A 17,764-nucleotide genomic window follows, 5' to 3' on the forward strand; every position below is an offset into this window, starting at 1 on the left:
GGGCTACTTCACCCGTTTGACCACGGCCCCGGTCTCGCGGTTCGGGTTGAGCTCGTAGATGCGGTCCGCGGACCCGGCAAAGAGGTCCAGCGGGTGATGGCTGATGACCAGGAGTTGCAATTCCAGACGTGCGGCGATTTCCTGGATGAGCTTCATGAGCTTGGGGATCAGGCCGGGCTTGAGCCAGCAGTCCTGCTCGTCGAGGACCAGGAAGGGCCGGTGCGAGGCCTCGGGCAGTTGGGACAAGGCGATGAGCCGCAGCCCCACGGACAGGATGTTGCAGACCGAGCCGCCCTGGCCGCTCATGATATCCTCGATCTCGTCCTCGCGGCCCTGATTGCGGATCAGGAAGTGGATCTGTAGGCGGTTGTTCTTGACCTCGCGTTCGGTGACGACAACCCGGTCCTGGCCCAGTATCTCACGGATGGCGTGGGTCAGATTGGCCTCCACCTCGTCGAGGATGCGTCCGAACAGGGCGGTCGAAAGCTCCTCCAGGGTGTCGCTCGCCCGGGGGGCGAGGTCCAGGAATCCGCGCACCTCGGCGAGCCGGCGGCGCACCCGGCCGTGCTCGGCGTGCCATTGTTCGCCCAGGGCGGACAGGCGGTGCAGACGGCCCTCGGCATGGCGGCGGGTCCGGCGCAGTTCGTCAAGGTCGGCGGGCTGGGTCACCTACTCGCCCTCCACCGCGTTTTCCACCTGGGCAAGGTCTGCTTGCACCTGTTGGATATGTTCGCGGTACTTGGATACAACTTCTTCGTTTTGTTTGCGTTTTTCCTCAAGAAGCTGTTGCAGTTCCTTGAGGTCGCTGGTTCCGTACTCGGCTTCGGCCTGGCTCTTCAGGGTTTCGAGCTGGTGGGTGAGCTGGGCCACGGCCTCCTCGGTGCGCACCTTGCGGTCGCGCAGTTGCTCGTATTGGCGGCGCAGGGCGTTCAGCTCCTGCTCCACCCGGGCGTCCCGGGTTGTCCCGGTCTGGTTGGAGTTGCTATTCACTGTCTATGACCTCCTCGTAGAGTGCCCAGATGAGTTTGCCTTCCGGGGTTTCGCTGCTCAGATTCTCGGTCAGGAACTGCTTCAGGCCCGTGCCCTCGTGGGTGCGCTGCCAGGCCAGCCGTTCCAGGCCCTTGATGAAATTGGATTCGCCTTCGGTCTCCTGCTCCTCGGGGGGCAGTTCCTGGTTTGGGAAGACCTGGCCGAAGGGCAGGTGCGGAACCACCCATGGTTCCAGTTCCGCGCGGCCGGGCGCCCATACGGCGGCGCAGGGCTCGCGGGTCATGGACCGCCGCGTGAAGGTCAGCCGGGTGATGTTGCCGGGGTTGGCCCAGGTGGTCCGCCCTTTGGTCACCGTGGGCTGGGGCCGGTGGATGTGGCCGTTGATCAGCCAGTCAATGCCCGGCAGTTCCCTGATGGAATAGGCCTTGTCGATGAACTCCGGGAACCGGATGTTGTGGTGGGTCAGCCAGACCACGGTTTCCGGGTCGTCCGCCCCGTGCTCGTATCCCTTGGGAAGGGGCGTTCCGTCCGGGCTGGCGCCCACCAGGACCGGGCCTTCCGGGGTGTCCAGAACGAATTGCGGCCCGTCTTCCTTCATGAGCCGGACCGCGCCCGCGCTTTCGAGCACGGCCAGGGACACGTCGTCGGTGAAGCGCGACTGGTACTTGTCGTGGTTGCCCACCAGGGCGAATACGGTTTGGTCGCCGGTGCGGCTGCCGAACAGGCGGATCAACTCCACAAGCATGCGGTTGGAGTTGTCGCGCGGCCAATGGAACAGGTCGCCGAGCAGAACGAAGGCCATGCCGAGTTCGTCGGCGCGGTGGAGGCAGGCGGCCAGTTTGGCCAGAATCTGGTCGAGGTATCCTTCGAGCCGCTGGCCCGGCGGATGGTCGGCCAGGTGCGGATCGGCCACCAGGAACAGGCCGTTGCCCTTGATGTGTTCAAGCGCCATGGCGACACCCGTGGTCCAGGAATGAATCGGCGGTCAGGTCGCCGCCGCAGACCGGGCAGCAGCCGAGGGCGCGGATGCGCTCCTCCAAGGCGACCACAACGGACTGCAAATCCGCTTCCAATCCATCCAGCTCGGCCTGACGGCTGGAGATTTGTGTTGTTAATCCGGCAAACTCAGTGACCATTGCAGTGAGATCCCCCAGGGGGTGCGGCCGGGACGGTTCCGCAATCGACCCCAAGGCCGTTTCCAGACGGGCGAGCCGTCCGGATCGGGCGCGCAGGACCAGCAGTTCGTCCACCATGGCGGTCAGGCGGGCGGTGTCCGCCAATGCAGGGGGATCGGCTAGCCCGGCCAGGACCGTCCGTTGGTCGGCGTCCTTGCGCAGGGCCGTGCGGGTGGCGTCGAGGTCGTGGATGAGGCGGCGCAGCGGGCCGGTGTCCACGGCGGCGGGCGGCACCTGGAGTCCGGCCAGGGGACCGGCGGTGCGTTCGGCCCGGGCGAGGTCGGCGTTCACCGCATCCATGGAGGTAATGTGCCGTTTCAGGCGGTCCACGTCCCGGACCGGCGGCGGGGGCTGGACCCCTTGGAGCGCTTCGCCAACGGCCCGTTCGCGGGCCAGGGCTCCGGCCAGGTTGCCGAACTCGGCCAGGGCCGCTTCCAGGGCCGGGGTTTCGCGTTCCAGGCGGACGGCATGGCGTTCCAGCTCTTCGGCTTCGTCCATGCGCCGGGCGATGTCCGGCAACGGAGCCAGGCGGTCGAGGTCGTCGGCCGTGCGGCCGATCCGGTCGGTCAGGTCGCGCTCTTCGCGCTTTGCGTCGCGTACGCGCATCTTGAGGGCGTTTTGCATGGCCAGCAGATGGGCGGACTCGGTGGAGGCGGCAAAGAACTCGGCCATGACCGAATCGGGCTGGTTGAGGAGAAATACCGGGTCACGCTGGTTGCCGAGATGCACATCCACGGAGTCCTTGCGGGTTTCGAGCTCCACCTGGTCCAGACGCAAGGCTTTGGCCACATCCTCGGGCACGCGCCCCTGGAGTTTGTGGTACTCCTCGGGTTCTTCGGCCCCGGGCGCCCACAGTTCATATTTGGCCCATCGCTTGGTGCGCACCCAGGCCACGCGCGTGCCGTCATCCACCTCCACCTCCACGCGCGCCTCCTTGGCCCCGTGACGGATGTACAAGGCCGGGTTGGGGCTGCGCACCGGGTTGGTGGCCAGGCAGCGCAACGCCTCGACCACGGCGGACTTGCCGGTGTTGTTCGCGCCGGTCAGGATGGTCACGCCGGGCCCGAGCTCAAGCTCGGTATGCTCGTGGGCCATGAAGTTATCGATAACTATTTTAGTAATCATCTATTGTGGATATCTCGGCTTATCCTTGAGTTTCCGATAGTGGTCACCGGGCCGCATTCGCGCCTCTTTCCGTTGTTGGCCCGCCAGACGTCGGCCAGTTTGCCGGGCATGCCGTGGACCTCGCAGGGAAATTCCGCGCATTGGAAACAGTCGTCCGCACCGTGCTCCTTGGCGCAGCCCGCCACCGTGCAGCTCTGGAACAGGCTGCCCCCTCCCGGCATCCGATGCGCGACCCTTCGGCCAGAAAATCGAGCAGTCCGGCAAAGTCCGCATACTTGGCGAAGGCCGGGTTCATGGGCTCGAACCGTTTGGCGTAGGCCGCGAAGTTCGGCCCGAGGCGGTCGCGCAGTTCGCGTCCCGCCCGATGTATGGGGCCGTCCGCAAAGACGGCGCACGAGCCGCAGAGCAGGCCTCATGGGGCAAGCCTGGATTTGACGAATTCGTCCTCGTCCGCAAGGTAGCCGTGTTCCCGGAGAATGGAAAGGGCGGTCTCGGCTGCGAACACGGCCATGCGGTAGCATTCGCGGCGCAGATTCTCCCGCCGGTAGCGCTCCTGGTCCTCCGGGTCGGCGAAGTCGCACTGAATCAACTCATAACAGTTGATGGACCCGAACCGGTCGTCGAACCGGGAGAGAAATTCCTGGATCAGGGCGTAGCATGCCTCGTGGTCCCCGCCCGCCTTTTCGCGCCCGGCGTACAGGCCCATGCCCAGGAGCGCGCCGGATACGGCCCCGCACTGGCCTCGGGTGCGCGACAGGCCGCTGCAAAATCCCGTGGCCGCGCGGACAAGGTCTTGACACTCCCGGCCACCGGCCTCGGCCACCACCTGGACCACGGATTCGGCGCACAGGAGCTTCCCGTCCCCGAAGAGTTCCGGCAGCCGGGTCTTTACGAAATCGCTCGCCATTTATTCCCCCTCCTTGGGGTTGCAGTCCAAAAACGGACAAAATTCCAGGGCCTGTCCGCTGACGCGGGTGTTTGGCCCGTCGCCCTCGTGCAGGATCAGCGGCGGTTCCACGCGGAGCCCCTGCGCGGCCGCCTTGACCGTTTCCACGAGGACCATGCGCGCTTCCTGGTCCGCTTTGCCGTGGACCAGGCGCATGCGTTTGGGGGTCAGGCCGACCCCGGCCAGATCGGCCAGGAGTTCCGGCAGCCGCTCGGGCAGATGCACGAATGCGAATCGTCCGCGCGTCTTCAGGGCCGTGGCCGCGCATCGGGCGAATGCGGCAAAGGTCCCGGCCCCTTCGAAACGGGCGTTTTTGCGCTCCTCGTCCGCGCTCGGCCTGCCCTTGCCGAGCTTGCGATAGGGCGGGTTGGCCACCACGAAATCCACGACCTGTTCCGGCCGCCAGTCCGCCACATCGCCAGGAGTTACCGTAAACTTGTCGGTAAAGTGCAGATTGATCGCGTTTTCCGTGGCAGACGCCACGGCGCGGGGGTTCAGCTCTACCCCGGTGAGGGCCAGCCCAGGCTGACGAAGGAGCAGGGCAAGGCCCACCACGCCGCAGCCGCACCCCAGGTCCAGACCTGTCTGGCCGCGGGCGACGTTGACGAAGGAGGCCAGGAGCAGGGAGTCCAGGGAGAACCGGTACCCCCCTTGGGGCTGGACCAGTCCGCGCGGAAAATAGGCGCGCCGTTCGAGGATCGACCGACTGTCCACGCCGCTCATTTGGCCCCCATGCGTTTGCGCCGCAGCCAAGAGCGGAACATGTCCGCGAACAGGCGGGCTTCCTTCAGGCCGAGGGCCAGGGACAGGAACATGTACACGGCCACCCAGACCGGGATGAGCGCCACCCACCACGGATTCCAGCCCGCAGTCAGGTACGCCCCCGCGCCGATGAGGGCGGAGAGTGGCAGGATGCGCAGGGCGGCCCCCAGGGGCATGGGCGACGAGCCACGTTTGCGGGTCAGGAGCGCAAAGAGCAGCCCGAAATTAAGCAGGGAGGATGCGCTTACGGCCAGGGCCAGTCCCACATGGGCCAGGGATTGCATGAGCAGCACGCCCAATCCGACGTTGACCGCCAGGCAGGCGATCGCGATCTTGACCGGGGTGCGCGTGTCCTCCAGGGCGTAGAACCCCGCCACCAGGGGCCGCGACAGGGCGATGAACGGCAGTCCGGCCGCATAGGCTACCAGGGCGTTGGCCGTGGCCGTCACCGCCGCGGGCGTGAACGCCCCGCGCTCGAAAAGCAGGGCGATGACCGGGGAGCTCAAGCCGATGAGCCCGGCGGCCGCAGGCAGGCTGATGAACAGCGTCAACCCCAGCGAGGCGGACAGCGCTTCGTCGTATTCCTCCATCTCTCCCTTGGCCGCCAGCCTGGACAGGGAGGGCAGGGCCGCCGTGCTGATGGCGATGCCGAACACCCCCAGCGGGAACTGGACCAGCCGGTCCGCGTAGTAGAGGTAGGACACGGACCCCACCGGCAGGAACGAGGCCAGCAGGGTGCCGAGCAGGATGTTCAATTGATACACGGCCGCTCCGAAAACCGTGGGCAGCATGAGCATGCCCATGCGGGCCACGCCCCGGTTGCCCCAGGACCACGGTCCGCGCCAGGAAAATCCGGTGCGCCGAAGAGACGGCTGTTGCAGCAGCCACTGGGCCGCGCCGCCAACGAGCACCCCGTAGGCCATGCAGTAGGCCACGTTGAATCCGGCGAACCAGCCGAACAGGGCCGCCCCGATGAGCGACAGGTTCAGGGCCACTGGGGCCAGGGCCGGAGTCAGGAAATGATTGCGCGAGTTGAGGATGCCCATGCACAGGGCCACGCCGCAGATGAGCACCACATAAGGGAAGCAGATGCGCACCAGATCCACGGTGACCGCGAACTGCGCGTGGTTGTCCAGGAAGCCCGGGGCGATGGCCATGGTCAGCGGCCGGGCCAGCAGCTCCACGACCACGGTGATCCCGACCAGCACCACGGCCAGCCAGATCGCGGCGGACCGCGCCATGGCCTGGGCCGCCTCTTCCCCCTCCTCCTCCATGAGCCGGGAATAGATGGGGATGAAGGCCATGGTCAGGGAACCTTCGCCGAACAGCCGCCGCAGCAGGTTGGGAATGCGGAAGGCCACGAAAAAGGCGTCGGCGAACAACCCCGCGCCCAGGGTGAAGGCCACGATGATGTCCCTGACGAACCCCAAGATGCGCGAGACCAGGGTGGCTCCCGCCACCACCGCCGCGTTCCGGGCTATGCGTCTGCCGTGATCGCCCACTTGATCCACCATCCGCACTCGTTTTGCCGCCATCGGATTTTTTGCACAGGACAACCTTTGGAAATTTTATGGGGAATTGCGCCATTCGCTGAAAAGGCCGCCTCTGTCGACCGCCGCCAGCACGGTTGGTCCGGTGCCGGTGTGCCGGTCCATCCCCCGCCCCCATTGGCCGTCGCTAACTCGGCTCGGGGACCGGTCCCGCCCGTCCGACCGCAACCGCCTTTCGCAGACCGTTGCGGTTGCGGATTCATCGCCTGCGCTGGCACGCGGGGCAGAAGGTGGAGGTCCGGCCCGCCACGGTCACGGCCCTGAGCGTCTCCCCGCACGTTTTGCACGGTTCGCCTTTGCGTCCATACACGTTGAAGCTGTTCTGGAACGCTCCGGCGTCGCCGTGCGCGTTCACATAGTCTGAAATGGAACTGCCGTTTTCGGCAATGGCCTGCCGGAGCACGGCCTGTAACTCGGAGAACAGCCGGACCGCGTTGGCCCGGCCTACCCGGCTGCCTCGGGTCTCGGGGTGAATGCCCGCCCGGAACAGGGATTCGTCCGCATAAATGTTGCCCACACCCGCCACTACCGACTGATTGAGCAGCAACGCCTTGATGGCGCAATTGCGTCCGGTGACCCGTTCCGCCAGCACTTCGGGCGCGGTCTCCAGCGGCTCGGGCCCGGCCTTGCACAGGAAGTCCCAGCAGTCCAGCTCGCCCGCCGCAAAACAGCGCACGTAGCCGAACTTGCGCATGTCCGCAAAGAACAACAACGAACCGTCGTCCAAATGAAACAGGATGCGGTCATGCTTCTCCGCCGCGCGTGCCGGGCAGTGCACCACGCGGCCGGTCATCTTCAGATGAAAGGCCAGGGTGGACCCGTTGTCCAACTCCACGAGCAGGACCTTGGCCCGCCGCCGCACATGGGTGATGGTGCGGCCCAACACCTTGGGCGTCAGGGTTTCCTCGGGTTCGCTCAACCGCGTCAGCCCCGGGACCTCCACCGATACGATGGTCCGGCCCGTCGCCGATGCGGCCAATCCGCGCGCAATCACTTCCACTTCAGGTAGTTCCGGCATGGTTTGGTGAGTACCTGAAATCGGACCGGCTGAAAAGCGTTCCGCCCGGTTCTCGGATAAGAAGAGTCCCCGCCGGGGGGGTGCCCCAGGCCTCCGCGAAATCAACCGTTCCCCGCACGCCCCTGCCGTAGGCACCCGAACAATGCGACTTATATCGTTATCCCCTTCCCGTAGGCGAAAATCCGTGTGGTGAAAAAAGATCGCGCCGGAGGCGCAAAAATGGGATGCAAGGGCGCGTGTCCTTGCCCGCCGGAGGCGAAATCCTTTTGATTTTCGCCGCGAAGCGGCTTTCAATACCTGATTTTCCCCAAGGAGTTAAAGGGAAGGTTCCCCAAAAATGGAGAGGAGGTTCAGGGGGCAACCGCGATCTGCGGGCCGGGTTCCGACCGGCCGGTCTACGCTTCGGCCAAAGTGAACCGCCAGGCGCAGGCCCAGTCCTCCGGGTGGGGATCGGGCGGGCAGCCGATGCATTCGCAGCGCAATCGGGGGTCGATCTCATGGGCGAAGCCGGTGTACTCGGTGGTGCCGCCGGATTTGCAGGGGTAGTCGGGCAGGCCGCGCCGTTTGCGGGCGGTCTGCACGCGGCAGTCGGTCATGCGGAAGACGAGGGAAGTGGCGGTCTCTTCGGAAAATTCCCATTGGTTGAGGCGGCCGTACATGCGTGCGGCCAAAGCGGCCTTGAGCGCGGGGATGCCGCCGCGTTCCGGCAACCCGAGCGCGGCCTTGGCCCGGCGGGCCTCCAGGGGGGCGAACCGGGCCCAGCAGGTGTCGTTGATTCGTTTGGCCGCGTCCATTCCCGCCGATTTTTCCACGGCCTGGAACCAGACGCCGTCGGCGGCCAGCCAGCCCGTGCGCAGGGCCTGGGCGGCATTCGCCAGCACGGCCGGGGGCACCCCCGAGGCCAGCCCGTCGGTTTCCCGGCCCAGCGCTCGTTCGAGCTTGCCCTTCAGGATCGCTTCCAGCTTGTCTCCGGCCTCGCTTTCGGCGTCCAGCGCCGCGTCCAGTCCCAACTGATGCACGCTTTCGGCCAGCCACAGTCCGTAATGCGCCGACAACTGCCGGATGACACCGACCAATTCCTCCAGCCTGTTCGCATTCGTCTCGCTCACGGCAACCTCCCGGTTTTGGTCAGCACTACACGGGAAGCGGGCGTGGAGGCAAGGGACGCCTGCCGGGGAAAGCCCGGCGCGGCGGGTGCGGGCTAGTCGAGTTGGTCCAGATCCCAGGGCTTGCGCAGAAACATGCCGCTCTTCAGTTCGGGGTGGTCGCAGATGAGGATAGCCCGTTGCCCGGGGTGGGAGATTGCCGCTCCCTGGCCTGTTTCGTCTTCGAGGCCGTAATCCTCGGCGGAGATGTGGGGGCGGATCAGGCCGGGAACGAGGGCCTCCACGGGTTCGCCGGTATCCCAGCGCGCCTTGGTCTGGACGAGCCAGCGTCCCGAGGCCAGGGGAGAGAGGATGCGGGCGAGCACTGGGCGTTTTTCGGTCGGGTCGGGCGGCTGGGCGATGGGGCCGCGGCAGGCCGGGTCGAAGAAGCCGGTGGTCAGGGGCCGCGAAGCGGCGTTGACCAGCTCGGACAGGTATATCTCGGGTTGGAAACGGCCCGTGGCGGCGTGGTTGAGGGCGGTCTTGTAAGCGTCCACGACCTGGGCCAGATAGGCGGAACTCTTGGTCCGGCCCTCGATCTTGAGGGAGGCGACCTTCATGCGCCGGAACCATTCGATGTAGTGCAGCAGGCAGAGGTCTTCGGCGGCGAAGAATTTGGTCCAATTGTCGGTGTCGAGCGCGGCGGACAGGGCGCGGTCGGCCGGGGATTGCGAGGTCGAGCCGTCGTGGTCCGGTGTGGAGAAGGCGAATTCCTCGGGCGCGTCGAAGGTAAATTCCTCGGTGAACGGGTGGGAATACTCACGGATTTCCCAGAGCTTTTCACCGGGCCTGGTGCGCTCTTCGAAGGTCATGGACACGGGCCGGTATTCGTAGCGGCAAGGGTGCGAGCACTGGCCGAGATTGCCTGGCCGGTCGTTGAGCAGGGCGGACATGTAGCAGCGGCCGGACACGGCCATGCACATGGCCCCGTGCGTAAAGACCTCAAGCTCCATGGTGGGCATCTGTTTGCGGCAGGCGTCGAGCATTTCGCCCAGTTCGCTGGAGCGCAGTTCGCGGGCCACATTGACGCGCTTGGCCCCGTTTTCGCGCCAGAAGCGCACGGCCTCCACGTTGGAGGTGTTGGCCTGGGTGGAGATGTGCACCGGGATTTCGGGCAGTTCGCGCCGGAGCAGCCGGATGATGCCGGGGTCGGCGGCGATGATCGCGTCGGGCTTGAGTTCGCCCAAGGTCTCGATCTGTTCGCGCACGGCGCGCATGTGCGATTGGCGCGGGTATACGTTGAGGGTGTAGTAGAGCTTGACCCCGGCCTGGTGGGCGCGGGTTACGGCCTGGTCCAGGGCCTGGCGGTCGAACCCACCGGCGCCGGCGCGCAGATTGAGTCCCTCGCCGCCGAGATACACGGCGTCCGCGCCATACAGGATGGCGGTTTCGAGTTTTTCCATGTCCCCCGCGGGGGCGAGCAATTCCGGTATGAACGGGCGGGCATCGGGCATGAGCGCAGCCTATATGAAGGATGTGGGTTTCGCCAAGGGAAAGTGGGGGCGGACGTTAGACCGGCAGACCCTTGGCCCGCCGCGCCGCCTTCATCTTGTCGAGCAGTTCGTTGGGGATGTCCAGGTTGCCCCGGCCTACGCCGAGCTTGATTTCCGGCTTGTTGGTCCCGTGAAAGTCCGAGCCGCCGCTCTTGAGCAGCCCCAGCCGGTCGGCCATTTCGCCGTAGGCCTTGGTGTCGGCCGGGGAGTGTTCGGAGTAGTAGACCTCCATGCCGTCCAAGCCGAGATCCATAAGGCGGCGAACCATCTTTTCTGTCTCGGGATAGCTCAGTTTCAGCGCGAAGGGGTGGGCCAGGATGGACGTGGCTCCGATGTCGTTCAGGAGGGCAAAGGCCCGTTGGGGCGTGAGCTTGCGCTTGGGCACGTAGGCCCGGCCGTTGTCGCCGACCCAGACCTTGAACGCCTCGTCCATGGACGAGGCCACGCCCAGGGCCATGAGCTCCTGGGCAAAATGCGGGCGGCCGACGGTCCCTTTGGCCCGGGCGGCCACGGCTTCGTAAGTGATGTTCACGCCGAGCGAGCGCAGTTTGGCCACGATTTCGTGGTTGCGGTTGGCCCGCCCCTCGATGACCCAGTCAAAGGCCTTCTGCAATTCGTCGGCCCGCTCCGGCAGCCACAGTGCGACCACGTGGATCCAGCCCGTGCCTTCGGGGGATTCCAGGCTCAGCTCCGCGCCCGGGATGACCTCCACCCCGAGCCGTTTCCCGGCCTCCACGGCCTCGGCCACGCCCTGGAAGGTGTCGTGATCGGTGACCGCGATGGCGTCCAGCCCGCTTGCCGCAGCCAGTTCCACCAACGCCGTGGGCGACAGCGTCCCGTCCGAGGCCGTGGTGTGCGTATGCAGATCTATACTCATGGATAGTGCCCTGTCCGGTTGTCGGTTGTTTAAATTTCAAGGATACAGGCTCCGCGCCGGGAGGTAAAGCCCGGAACGGTTGCCAATGCCCGCGTCCAGGGCTATCCTGCCTCCGATCCAAAGGAGAACGCCATGACCCTGAACAAAGATTTGCTCGACATTCTGGCCTGCCCCCGGTGCAAAGGCGGCCTTGAACCCACTCCGGCCGGTGACGGCCTCGTTTGCCCCCAATGCAAGGTCGTCTACCCGGTCAAGGACGACATCCCCATCATGCTCGATGACCAGGCCGTTTCCGAAAAGGACTGGACTGGTTCAAAATAGCCGTCCGATTGCAAAAAGCGCAAACCGCCCTGCCGACATTTCCCGGCAGGGCGGTTTTTTTTGATGCCGCCGGATTCCGGAGGGTTCCACGCTCTCGGGGGAATCCTGTCCGCCGGAGCTGCTCCCGCCTTTTTTCGTTTGCGGAAAACAGGAAGGACGAATTTTTTTCCACAGGGAGTCTTGACGATCGAAAAAGGGTGGCTATTTTTGATTTCGAACGAACGAAAAGGAGGTGCCGTTCATGGTTATCGATTTCAATACGCTTTACAATTTCCCGTCCCGGATGGATCGTGTCTTTGAGGAAATGCTGCGATCGCCCATGGGCGACGACCGTCGTCTGGCCTACCCCCCGCTCAATCTGAGCAGTGACGACGAGAATATTTACGTCCGCGCGGAAGTGCCCGGAGTGACCATCGACGACGTGGAACTGACGTTGACCGACAAGACGCTGGTCATCAAGGGCGAGCGCACCGCCCCGGAAGGAAAATTCTATCGGCAGGAACGCCCGAGTGGTGTTTTCCACAGAGTTATAAACATCGGAGTGCCGGTGGACAGGGACAAAGTGGCCGCGACTATGAAGGACGGGGTCCTGACTGTGACGCTGCCCAAGTCCGAAGAGGTCAAGCCGCGCACCATCAGCATCGACGTTGCCTAAGGAGGGTGTCATGAACGAAGTCGCGAAGAAAGAGGAACGCAAGGAATTGAGCCGGTTCCGTCCGGCGACGGACATCCTGGAGCGCGAGGACGGCTTTCATATCTTCATGGACATGCCCGGCGTGAACAAGAGCGATATGGTCATTGATCTGGAAGAGGATGAATTGACCGTCACGGGCCGTTCGAACCAGTGCTCCGCCCCGGGGGAGAAATTCCTGGAGGCGCAGTTCGGCGAGTGCGAGTTCGTGCGCGCCATCTCCATCTCCGACATCGTGGACCGGGAGCACATCAAGGCCTCCCTGGAAAACGGCGTCCTGGAGCTGTTCCTGCCCAAGGTGGAGAAGGTCCAGCCCAAGCGGATCACCATCGAAGCGCAATAGTTTCGTTAGCCATTCCATTGAAAAGAGCCCCCGCGACTTCGGTCGCCGGGGCTCTTCGCGTTTCGGGGGGCAATGCGGCGCAGGACCGCCGGGAGCCGCTAGATGGCCCAGGTCTCGATATCGATCAAGCCCAGGCGGGCGGCGTAGCGGACAAGCTCCACTGAACTTTTGAGCCCGAGTTTCTTCATCAGGTTGGTGCGGTGGTTCTCCACGGTCTTGGGAGAGATGAACAATTGTTCGGCCACGTCCTTGGCGGTCAGGCCCTCGGCCAGCATGCGCATGACCTCCTGCTCGCGCGGAGTCAGGGTGGCGTAGGGATCGTCCGGGCCCTCGGAGGCGTCGCTCTTGGTCTGGAGCAGCTTGAAAATGACCTCCTGGGACAGGGCGCTGTCCAGGAAGAGGTTGCCGCCGGCCACGGTGTTGAGGCCCTTGATGAGCTGTCCGGCGGCGGATTCCTTGATGATGTAGCCGGTGGCCCCGGCGCGGAAGGCCTCGACGATGTAGTCGGCCTCGGAGTGCATGGAAATGATTACGAACCGGGTTGAGGGCAGTTCGTCCTTGAGTTCGCGGATCATCTGGATGCCGCTCTTGTCCGGCATGGAGATGTCCACCAGGATGATGTCCGGCCTGTGGTCCCGGGCCAGGGCGATGCCTTCCCTGCCCGTGCCGGCTTCGGCGCAGACCGCGAAGTTCTCATCCCGGCTGATGATGGTCTTGAGGCCCTCCCGAAAGAGAGGGTGGTCATCGACGATCATGATGTCCAAGGTATTCGCTTCCATGCTAGCCTTGTCTCCTCGCGCTTTCGATCGGTACTTTGAAGAGGATGCGCGTTCCGGTTCCGGTCAGGGTTTGGATCTCCATGGAGCCGCCGATGAGTCGTGCCCGTTCCTCCATGCTTTGCAGGCCCATGTGTTTTCTCTCGCCGGCCAGGGTCGGGCTCTCCTGCGTCGGGAAGCCCCGGCCGTTGTCCTCGATGCGGATGAGGATGTCCGGATGGCTTTTGACCATGCGGATGACGGCCTTGCTTGCCCCGGCGTGGCGGCAGATGTTCCTTACGGCTTCCTGCACCATGCGGTAGAGGTTGATTTCCACGTCAAACTCCAGGGAAATATTCTCAATTCCTGTGGAAAAAAAGTCAACGTCAAAGCCGTAGCGGTTTCCCGCTTCGTGGCACAGGTTGGTCAGGGCCTGAACCAGACCGAGCTGGTCCAGGGCCGGGGGCCGCAGCCCGTAGGCTATTTCCCGGACCGAGGCGATGGTGTTGCGCAGGACTTCGGCCACGGCCTCGCTCCGCCGGGTCAATTCCGGGTCCGCGCCCGGGTGGCCGTCGAACAGGGTCTCCATCTTGAGCATGATGGAGGACAGGTCCTGGGCCACGTTGTCGTGCAGGTCGCGGGAGATGCGCTGGCGCTCGTCCTCCTGTACGCGGATGAGCTGCTGGGTCAGGGCCTGGATGCGTTCCTGGGCCTTGCCGCGCTCTTCGGCCTCGGCCTTGAGCCGGACGTTGGCCTTGGACAGCTCGGCGGTTCGCTTGTGCACGCGGTTTTCCATTTGGGCGTGGGCGATGAGCAGTTCGGATTCGAGCGCCTTGTAGCGGGAGATGTCGGTCAGGATGAGCATCTGGGCCTCACGGCCGCCCCACATGATCGGCTTGACGCTCATGTTCACCCATTTGGTCCCGCCGCTGCCGGTCAGGATGCGGAAGGAGCCCAGCGACTCTTTCATTTCCCCGGAATCGAGGCGGGCAAACTGCATGGCGTGTTCGTCCCGGTCGTTGGGGTGGACCATGTCCATGAAATCCAGCCTGTCGAGATCCTGGATCGAGTAGCCGGAGATGCGCAGCATGGACTCGTTGACATAGCGGGGCGTGCCGTTCTGCATGACGATGACCCCTTCCTGGGAATTCTCGGCAAGCACGCGGTAGCGTTCCTCGGAATCCATGAGGGCCTCTTCGGCCCGCCGTCTGGGGGTGACGTCCAGCAGGGAGACGATGACCCGGGAGAGGGTGTCCTTGTATTCGTCCGGCACGAAGATGTGGGCCATGACCCAGATGGTGTCGCCGTCCAGGCGACGGTTGGTGATTTCGCCGCAGTATTCGCTGCCGCCCGAGGCTAACAGGACCATTTCCTCGGTGAAGGAGGCCATGGAGGATTCGGTCAGGACCTTGTCCAGATTGCCGAACAGGTCGTTCTTGGAGGCCGCCCCAAGCAGGGACAGGGTGGCCTTGTTGACGTCCACCACGGTGACCAGGGTGGTGCATTTGGCCAGAGCCTCGGGATTGTCGTAGAAAAATTGGCGGAAGTCGGTGACGCCCTGCTCCTTGAGTTCGTCGAAGTAGAATTTGAGCAGGGTCAGGTCCTCTTCCCACAGGGAGATGGGCGAGTCCTCGAACAGGGTGCGGAAACGGGCCTCGCTGGCCAGGATGGCTTCCCCGGCCTCCCGGCGCATGGTCACGTCCCGGGACACGCCCTGGAATCCGCAGGGCTGGCCCTTGTCGTCCAGAAGCCGCTTGATCACGGTCTCGGCCCAGAACGTTTGTCCGTTTTTGTGGACGTGCTCCAACTCCAGGCTGTTGATCAGGGTATAGTCGCCAGCCGCCTCGGCCTCGCGCCGTCGGGTCAGGGCCTCCTCGAACTCGCGCGCCGATAGGTCGGTGATCATCTTGCGGAAGGAACGCCCCTGCAATTCCTCAAGGGTATAGCCGCTGATGTCGCGGATGGACGGGGTGGCGTAGACCAGGCGGTAGTCGTCGTCCATGGTCCAGATGACGTCGGCGGTGTTTTCGGCCAGAAAGCGGTATTTCCCCTCGCTGGCCCGCAACCGCTCCTCGGCCTCCTTGCGCGCGGTGATGTCCGTGGCGATGCCTTCCACGGCCACGGGATTGCCGTTCTTGTCGCAGAGCAGGATCTGGCGCTGGCTGGCCCAGTGGACTTCCCCGGACTTGTGGATGAACTGGAATTCGAGTTCGTCGCGCACCTTGCCCGAGCGCAGCTCCTCCATGACCACATCCAGATAGTCGTGCCAGTCCGGGTGGACGATTTTGCGCACGAGCATGGGGCATTCCTGGTATTCTTGGAGAGTATACCCCGAGAAACGCTCCACGGACGGGCTCAGATAGTCGTAGAGCCCGGTGTACAGATTCAGGCGGAAGAAGATGTCGCTGGTGGATTCGGAGATGAAATTCAGGCTTTTCTCGGCCGCGCCCAAGGCCTCGCGCATGCGGATGATGTCGGACAGGTCCTGCTTGATGGCGATGACGTGGGTGACCTCGCCCGACTCGTCGAGGAGGGGATCGAACCATCCCTTGACCGTATGCAGGCTGCCGTCCCGGGCCCGGAGCACGTATTCCCCTTCCCAGGGGAGCCCCTTGCGGATGAAGGGCAGCACCTTTTTCCAATACAGCTCCCGGGTTTCCCGGGGCATGACCTGATCCGGAGACAGGCGCAGGACCTCCTTGACGCTGTCGTAGCCCCAGAGCTTGGCGTAGGCGTCATTGCCCCAGATGGGGACGAGATTTTTGTCGTGGATGGAGACGGCCATACCCGAGGCTTCGACCAGTCTTCGGAACAGAGAGGGGTCGTTGTCCACCAGCCGGTTGCGGGTCTCGGCGTCGGGAAGGGGTATGGAGTCGCGGTCGATTTTCACAAAACGTCCGGCAATGTGGAAGTGCTGTCCATGGCATTCAACGGTGAACGCACTCTAGCGTATTTATAAAACGAAGGGAAGACGGGTATGCCGGTTGGTCGGGTCGGGACCTATTTGAGGTTTTCGATCCAGGACGCGGCCAGGGAGGCGTGGTCGTCGGCCACCTGTTCCACCCAGGAGGAATGTTCGCCCTCGGCGTCGAGTACCTCCCGGCTGGTCTTGGCCGGGGCCACCACGATGGTGAAGGGACGCTTGTGCTTGTCGCGCAGGGTTTCCAGGAGGGTGATCAGGGGCCGCCATCGGGATGTATTCCGGCCGGTGACCAGCCAGAACACGGGCAGGTCCAGCTCCGCCAGGGTCGCGCGGCCCGGCACGTCGTCGGGAGCGAGGGCGTCGGTCAGCATGCAGACCAGAAAACGGGGCTTGGCCGAGGCGGCGGCCCGGATGGCCGCGGGCACGCCCGGTCCGGCTCCCCAGATGCCCGCCTTGTCCGCGCCTATGGACGGGTGGGCCGCCAGGAAAGCGAAGGCGGCCCCGGCGTCCTCGGCCAGTTCGTCGACGCCCGCCGGGGCGGGGGATTCGAGCCCGCAGCCGCGCGGGGTGAAGGTCAGGGCGGCCAGGCCGTGCATGGACAGGGTCCGGGTGAAGGCCTGGACCATGCCGGGGTCGGCGCAGCCCGGTCCGTGGAGGACCACCACACCCGCGTGATCCCCGTCGTAGGGCGGCCGCGAGAGCCGGGCCTGGATCTGTCCGGCCGGTCCGTCGAAGGCTATTTCCTCTTCGCGCACGTGCACCTTGACCGGATAATGGGCGATGCGGTCGTCGTCCGTCATCAGGATGAACCGCTCGATGCGGTCGTTCTTGGCCAGGAAGGTGACCGAGCCCGTGACCGGCTCGTCGGCGTACACGGACGGGCCGATGGTGTAGACGTACTTGCCGAAGGATTGCTTCAGGCGGCGCAGGGTCTTGTTCTTGGAATCGTAGATCAGGAAGCGTCCGTATTTGGTGTTGCGGGCGTCGATGATGGAGATGACCCGGTCGTCCTTGGCCCGGAACTGGCCGGAGAACTCTTGGGTGGCATAAGAGAAGTAGTCGCCCATCAAGGCCCGGCCGAAGCGCGCCTCGGCCCCCCGGTGCACGGTGCCGTCCTTGCGCACGTAAATTTTTTTGGGCAGTCCGTCCTCCGCCAGCTCCTCCTCGGGCGCGGGCGGCTCTTCGGGCGGCAGGGTCTTGGTCGGGCTGATCTCGATCACGCCGGGTTCGGGGGCCGACGGGGCATCGGGCTCGGCCGGGGGCGGTGGTTCGGGCGGCGCGTCGTCCAGGACCACGGTCTTGTCCATGGGCAGGGGCGCGGGGGCCGGAAGCTCGTCAGGGCCTTCGGGCTTGGCCGTTGCGGGTGCCGGGGCGGGCATGGGCATGGGAATGACCGGCTCGGGTTCCTTGATCTCGGTCAGGTTCACCTCCATGAGTTCCTCGGGAAGCGTCGGGGACAGGCTCGCGGAATGGAGCAGCGCCACCGCCGCCACGGCGTGGAAGAGGATGGAGAATGTCCAGCTCAGTGCCCGTTGCATGTCGCCCCGCTCACGTTCAGCGCTTGTTTCGGTCGCGCGGCTCTTCGGCCACGATGCCGAGCTTGTCGATACCCGCCGCCTTGATCTCGCCCATGACCTGGACCACGGTGCC

General features: G+C 64.7%; 18 protein-coding genes and 1 pseudogene. 3 read left to right on the top strand and 16 right to left on the bottom strand.

All coding sequences use genetic code 11. The features are described 5' to 3' along the window. Positions 1 to 3 precede the first annotated feature (3 nt). The 12 genes from J0909_RS12735 to J0909_RS12785 form a co-directional block, all read right to left on the bottom strand. Positions 4 to 669: a hypothetical protein gene (locus tag J0909_RS12735; protein ID WP_502757442.1), complete on the bottom strand. Its 666-nt coding sequence runs from the start codon at positions 667 to 669 to the stop codon at positions 4 to 6. Next, a complete protein-coding gene (locus J0909_RS12740) occupies positions 670 to 990 on the bottom strand; it encodes a hypothetical protein (RefSeq protein WP_207263348.1) in 321 nt (106 codons plus the stop codon). It lies immediately after the preceding gene. After that, a complete protein-coding gene (locus tag J0909_RS12745; RefSeq protein WP_207263349.1) occupies positions 983 to 1,942 on the bottom strand; it encodes a metallophosphoesterase family protein in 960 nt (319 codons plus the stop codon). Before J0909_RS12745 ends, J0909_RS12740 begins: the two co-directional genes overlap by 8 nt. Continuing rightward, positions 1,932 to 3,290, bottom strand: coding sequence for an AAA family ATPase (locus J0909_RS12750; RefSeq protein ID WP_207263351.1), 1,359 nt, complete (start codon positions 3,288 to 3,290; stop codon positions 1,932 to 1,934). Before J0909_RS12750 ends, J0909_RS12745 begins: the two co-directional genes overlap by 11 nt. Next, positions 3,287 to 3,811 (bottom strand): DUF3795 domain-containing protein, encoded by a 525-nt coding sequence (locus J0909_RS18660; RefSeq protein ID WP_502757443.1) that lies wholly within the window; start codon positions 3,809 to 3,811, stop codon positions 3,287 to 3,289. The genes J0909_RS12750 and J0909_RS18660 overlap by 4 nt, the downstream gene beginning before the upstream one ends. Beyond that, positions 3,703 to 4,197, bottom strand: coding sequence for a C-GCAxxG-C-C family protein (locus J0909_RS18420; RefSeq protein WP_286181992.1), 495 nt, complete (start codon positions 4,195 to 4,197; stop codon positions 3,703 to 3,705). The genes J0909_RS18660 and J0909_RS18420 overlap by 109 nt, the downstream gene beginning before the upstream one ends. Then, positions 4,198 to 4,959, bottom strand: a complete 762-nt coding sequence (locus J0909_RS12760) for a tRNA1(Val) (adenine(37)-N6)-methyltransferase (protein WP_207263353.1) — start codon at positions 4,957 to 4,959, stop codon at positions 4,198 to 4,200. Then, a complete protein-coding gene (murJ, locus tag J0909_RS12765; RefSeq protein ID WP_207263355.1) occupies positions 4,956 to 6,512 on the bottom strand; it encodes a murein biosynthesis integral membrane protein MurJ in 1,557 nt (518 codons plus the stop codon). Before murJ ends, J0909_RS12760 begins: the two co-directional genes overlap by 4 nt. A gap of 235 nt (positions 6,513 to 6,747) precedes the next feature. Continuing rightward, entirely contained in the window at positions 6,748 to 7,566 is an 819-nt protein-coding gene (mutM, locus tag J0909_RS12770) for a bifunctional DNA-formamidopyrimidine glycosylase/DNA-(apurinic or apyrimidinic site) lyase (protein WP_207263357.1), read from the bottom strand. A gap of 395 nt (positions 7,567 to 7,961) precedes the next feature. Beyond that, positions 7,962 to 8,675, bottom strand: coding sequence for a DUF6125 family protein (locus J0909_RS12775; protein WP_207263359.1), 714 nt, complete (start codon positions 8,673 to 8,675; stop codon positions 7,962 to 7,964). A 92-nt stretch (positions 8,676 to 8,767) separates the two neighbouring features. Then, complete coding sequence (locus tag J0909_RS12780) at positions 8,768 to 10,165, bottom strand: peptidase U32 family protein (protein WP_207263361.1); 1,398 nt, start codon at positions 10,163 to 10,165, stop codon at positions 8,768 to 8,770. A gap of 55 nt (positions 10,166 to 10,220) precedes the next feature. Further along, positions 10,221 to 11,081 carry a PHP domain-containing protein gene (locus J0909_RS12785; RefSeq protein ID WP_207263363.1) on the bottom strand — a complete coding sequence of 287 codons (861 nt, stop codon included), beginning with the start codon at positions 11,079 to 11,081 and terminating at the stop codon, positions 10,221 to 10,223. A gap of 132 nt (positions 11,082 to 11,213) precedes the next feature. Between J0909_RS12785 and J0909_RS12790 the strand changes: the two genes are divergently transcribed. From J0909_RS12790 to J0909_RS12800, 3 genes are all read left to right on the top strand, one after another. Continuing rightward, entirely contained in the window at positions 11,214 to 11,402 is a 189-nt protein-coding gene (locus J0909_RS12790; protein ID WP_207263365.1) for a Trm112 family protein, read from the top strand. 241 nt (positions 11,403 to 11,643) lie between these two features. Further along, on the top strand, positions 11,644 to 12,057 hold the full coding sequence (locus J0909_RS12795) for an Hsp20/alpha crystallin family protein (protein WP_207263367.1): 414 nt from the start codon (positions 11,644 to 11,646) through the stop codon (positions 12,055 to 12,057). Positions 12,058 to 12,067: 10 nt separating this feature from the next. Then, positions 12,068 to 12,436 carry an Hsp20/alpha crystallin family protein gene (locus J0909_RS12800; RefSeq protein WP_207263369.1) on the top strand — a complete coding sequence of 123 codons (369 nt, stop codon included), beginning with the start codon at positions 12,068 to 12,070 and terminating at the stop codon, positions 12,434 to 12,436. Between the two features lie 98 nt (positions 12,437 to 12,534). Here J0909_RS12800 and J0909_RS12805 read toward each other — a convergent pair whose 3' ends face one another. From J0909_RS12805 to J0909_RS18425, 4 genes and pseudogenes are all read right to left on the bottom strand, one after another. Continuing rightward, positions 12,535 to 13,215, bottom strand: a complete 681-nt coding sequence (locus J0909_RS12805) for a response regulator (RefSeq protein WP_207263371.1) — start codon at positions 13,213 to 13,215, stop codon at positions 12,535 to 12,537. 1 nt (position 13,216) lies between these two features. Beyond that, on the bottom strand, positions 13,217 to 16,081 hold the full coding sequence (locus J0909_RS12810; protein WP_207263373.1) for a PAS domain-containing sensor histidine kinase: 2,865 nt from the start codon (positions 16,079 to 16,081) through the stop codon (positions 13,217 to 13,219). 110 nt (positions 16,082 to 16,191) lie between these two features. After that, positions 16,192 to 17,652 carry an alpha/beta hydrolase family protein gene (locus J0909_RS12815; protein ID WP_207263375.1) on the bottom strand — a complete coding sequence of 487 codons (1,461 nt, stop codon included), beginning with the start codon at positions 17,650 to 17,652 and terminating at the stop codon, positions 16,192 to 16,194. A 16-nt stretch (positions 17,653 to 17,668) separates the two neighbouring features. Beyond that, positions 17,669 to 17,764 (bottom strand): annotated as a pseudogene (locus J0909_RS18425) (protein TolR); the annotation flags it as partial.

The organism is Desulfovibrio sp. Huiquan2017 (genome assembly GCF_017351175.1).
Classification (GTDB): domain Bacteria; phylum Desulfobacterota; class Desulfovibrionia; order Desulfovibrionales; family Desulfovibrionaceae; genus Pseudodesulfovibrio.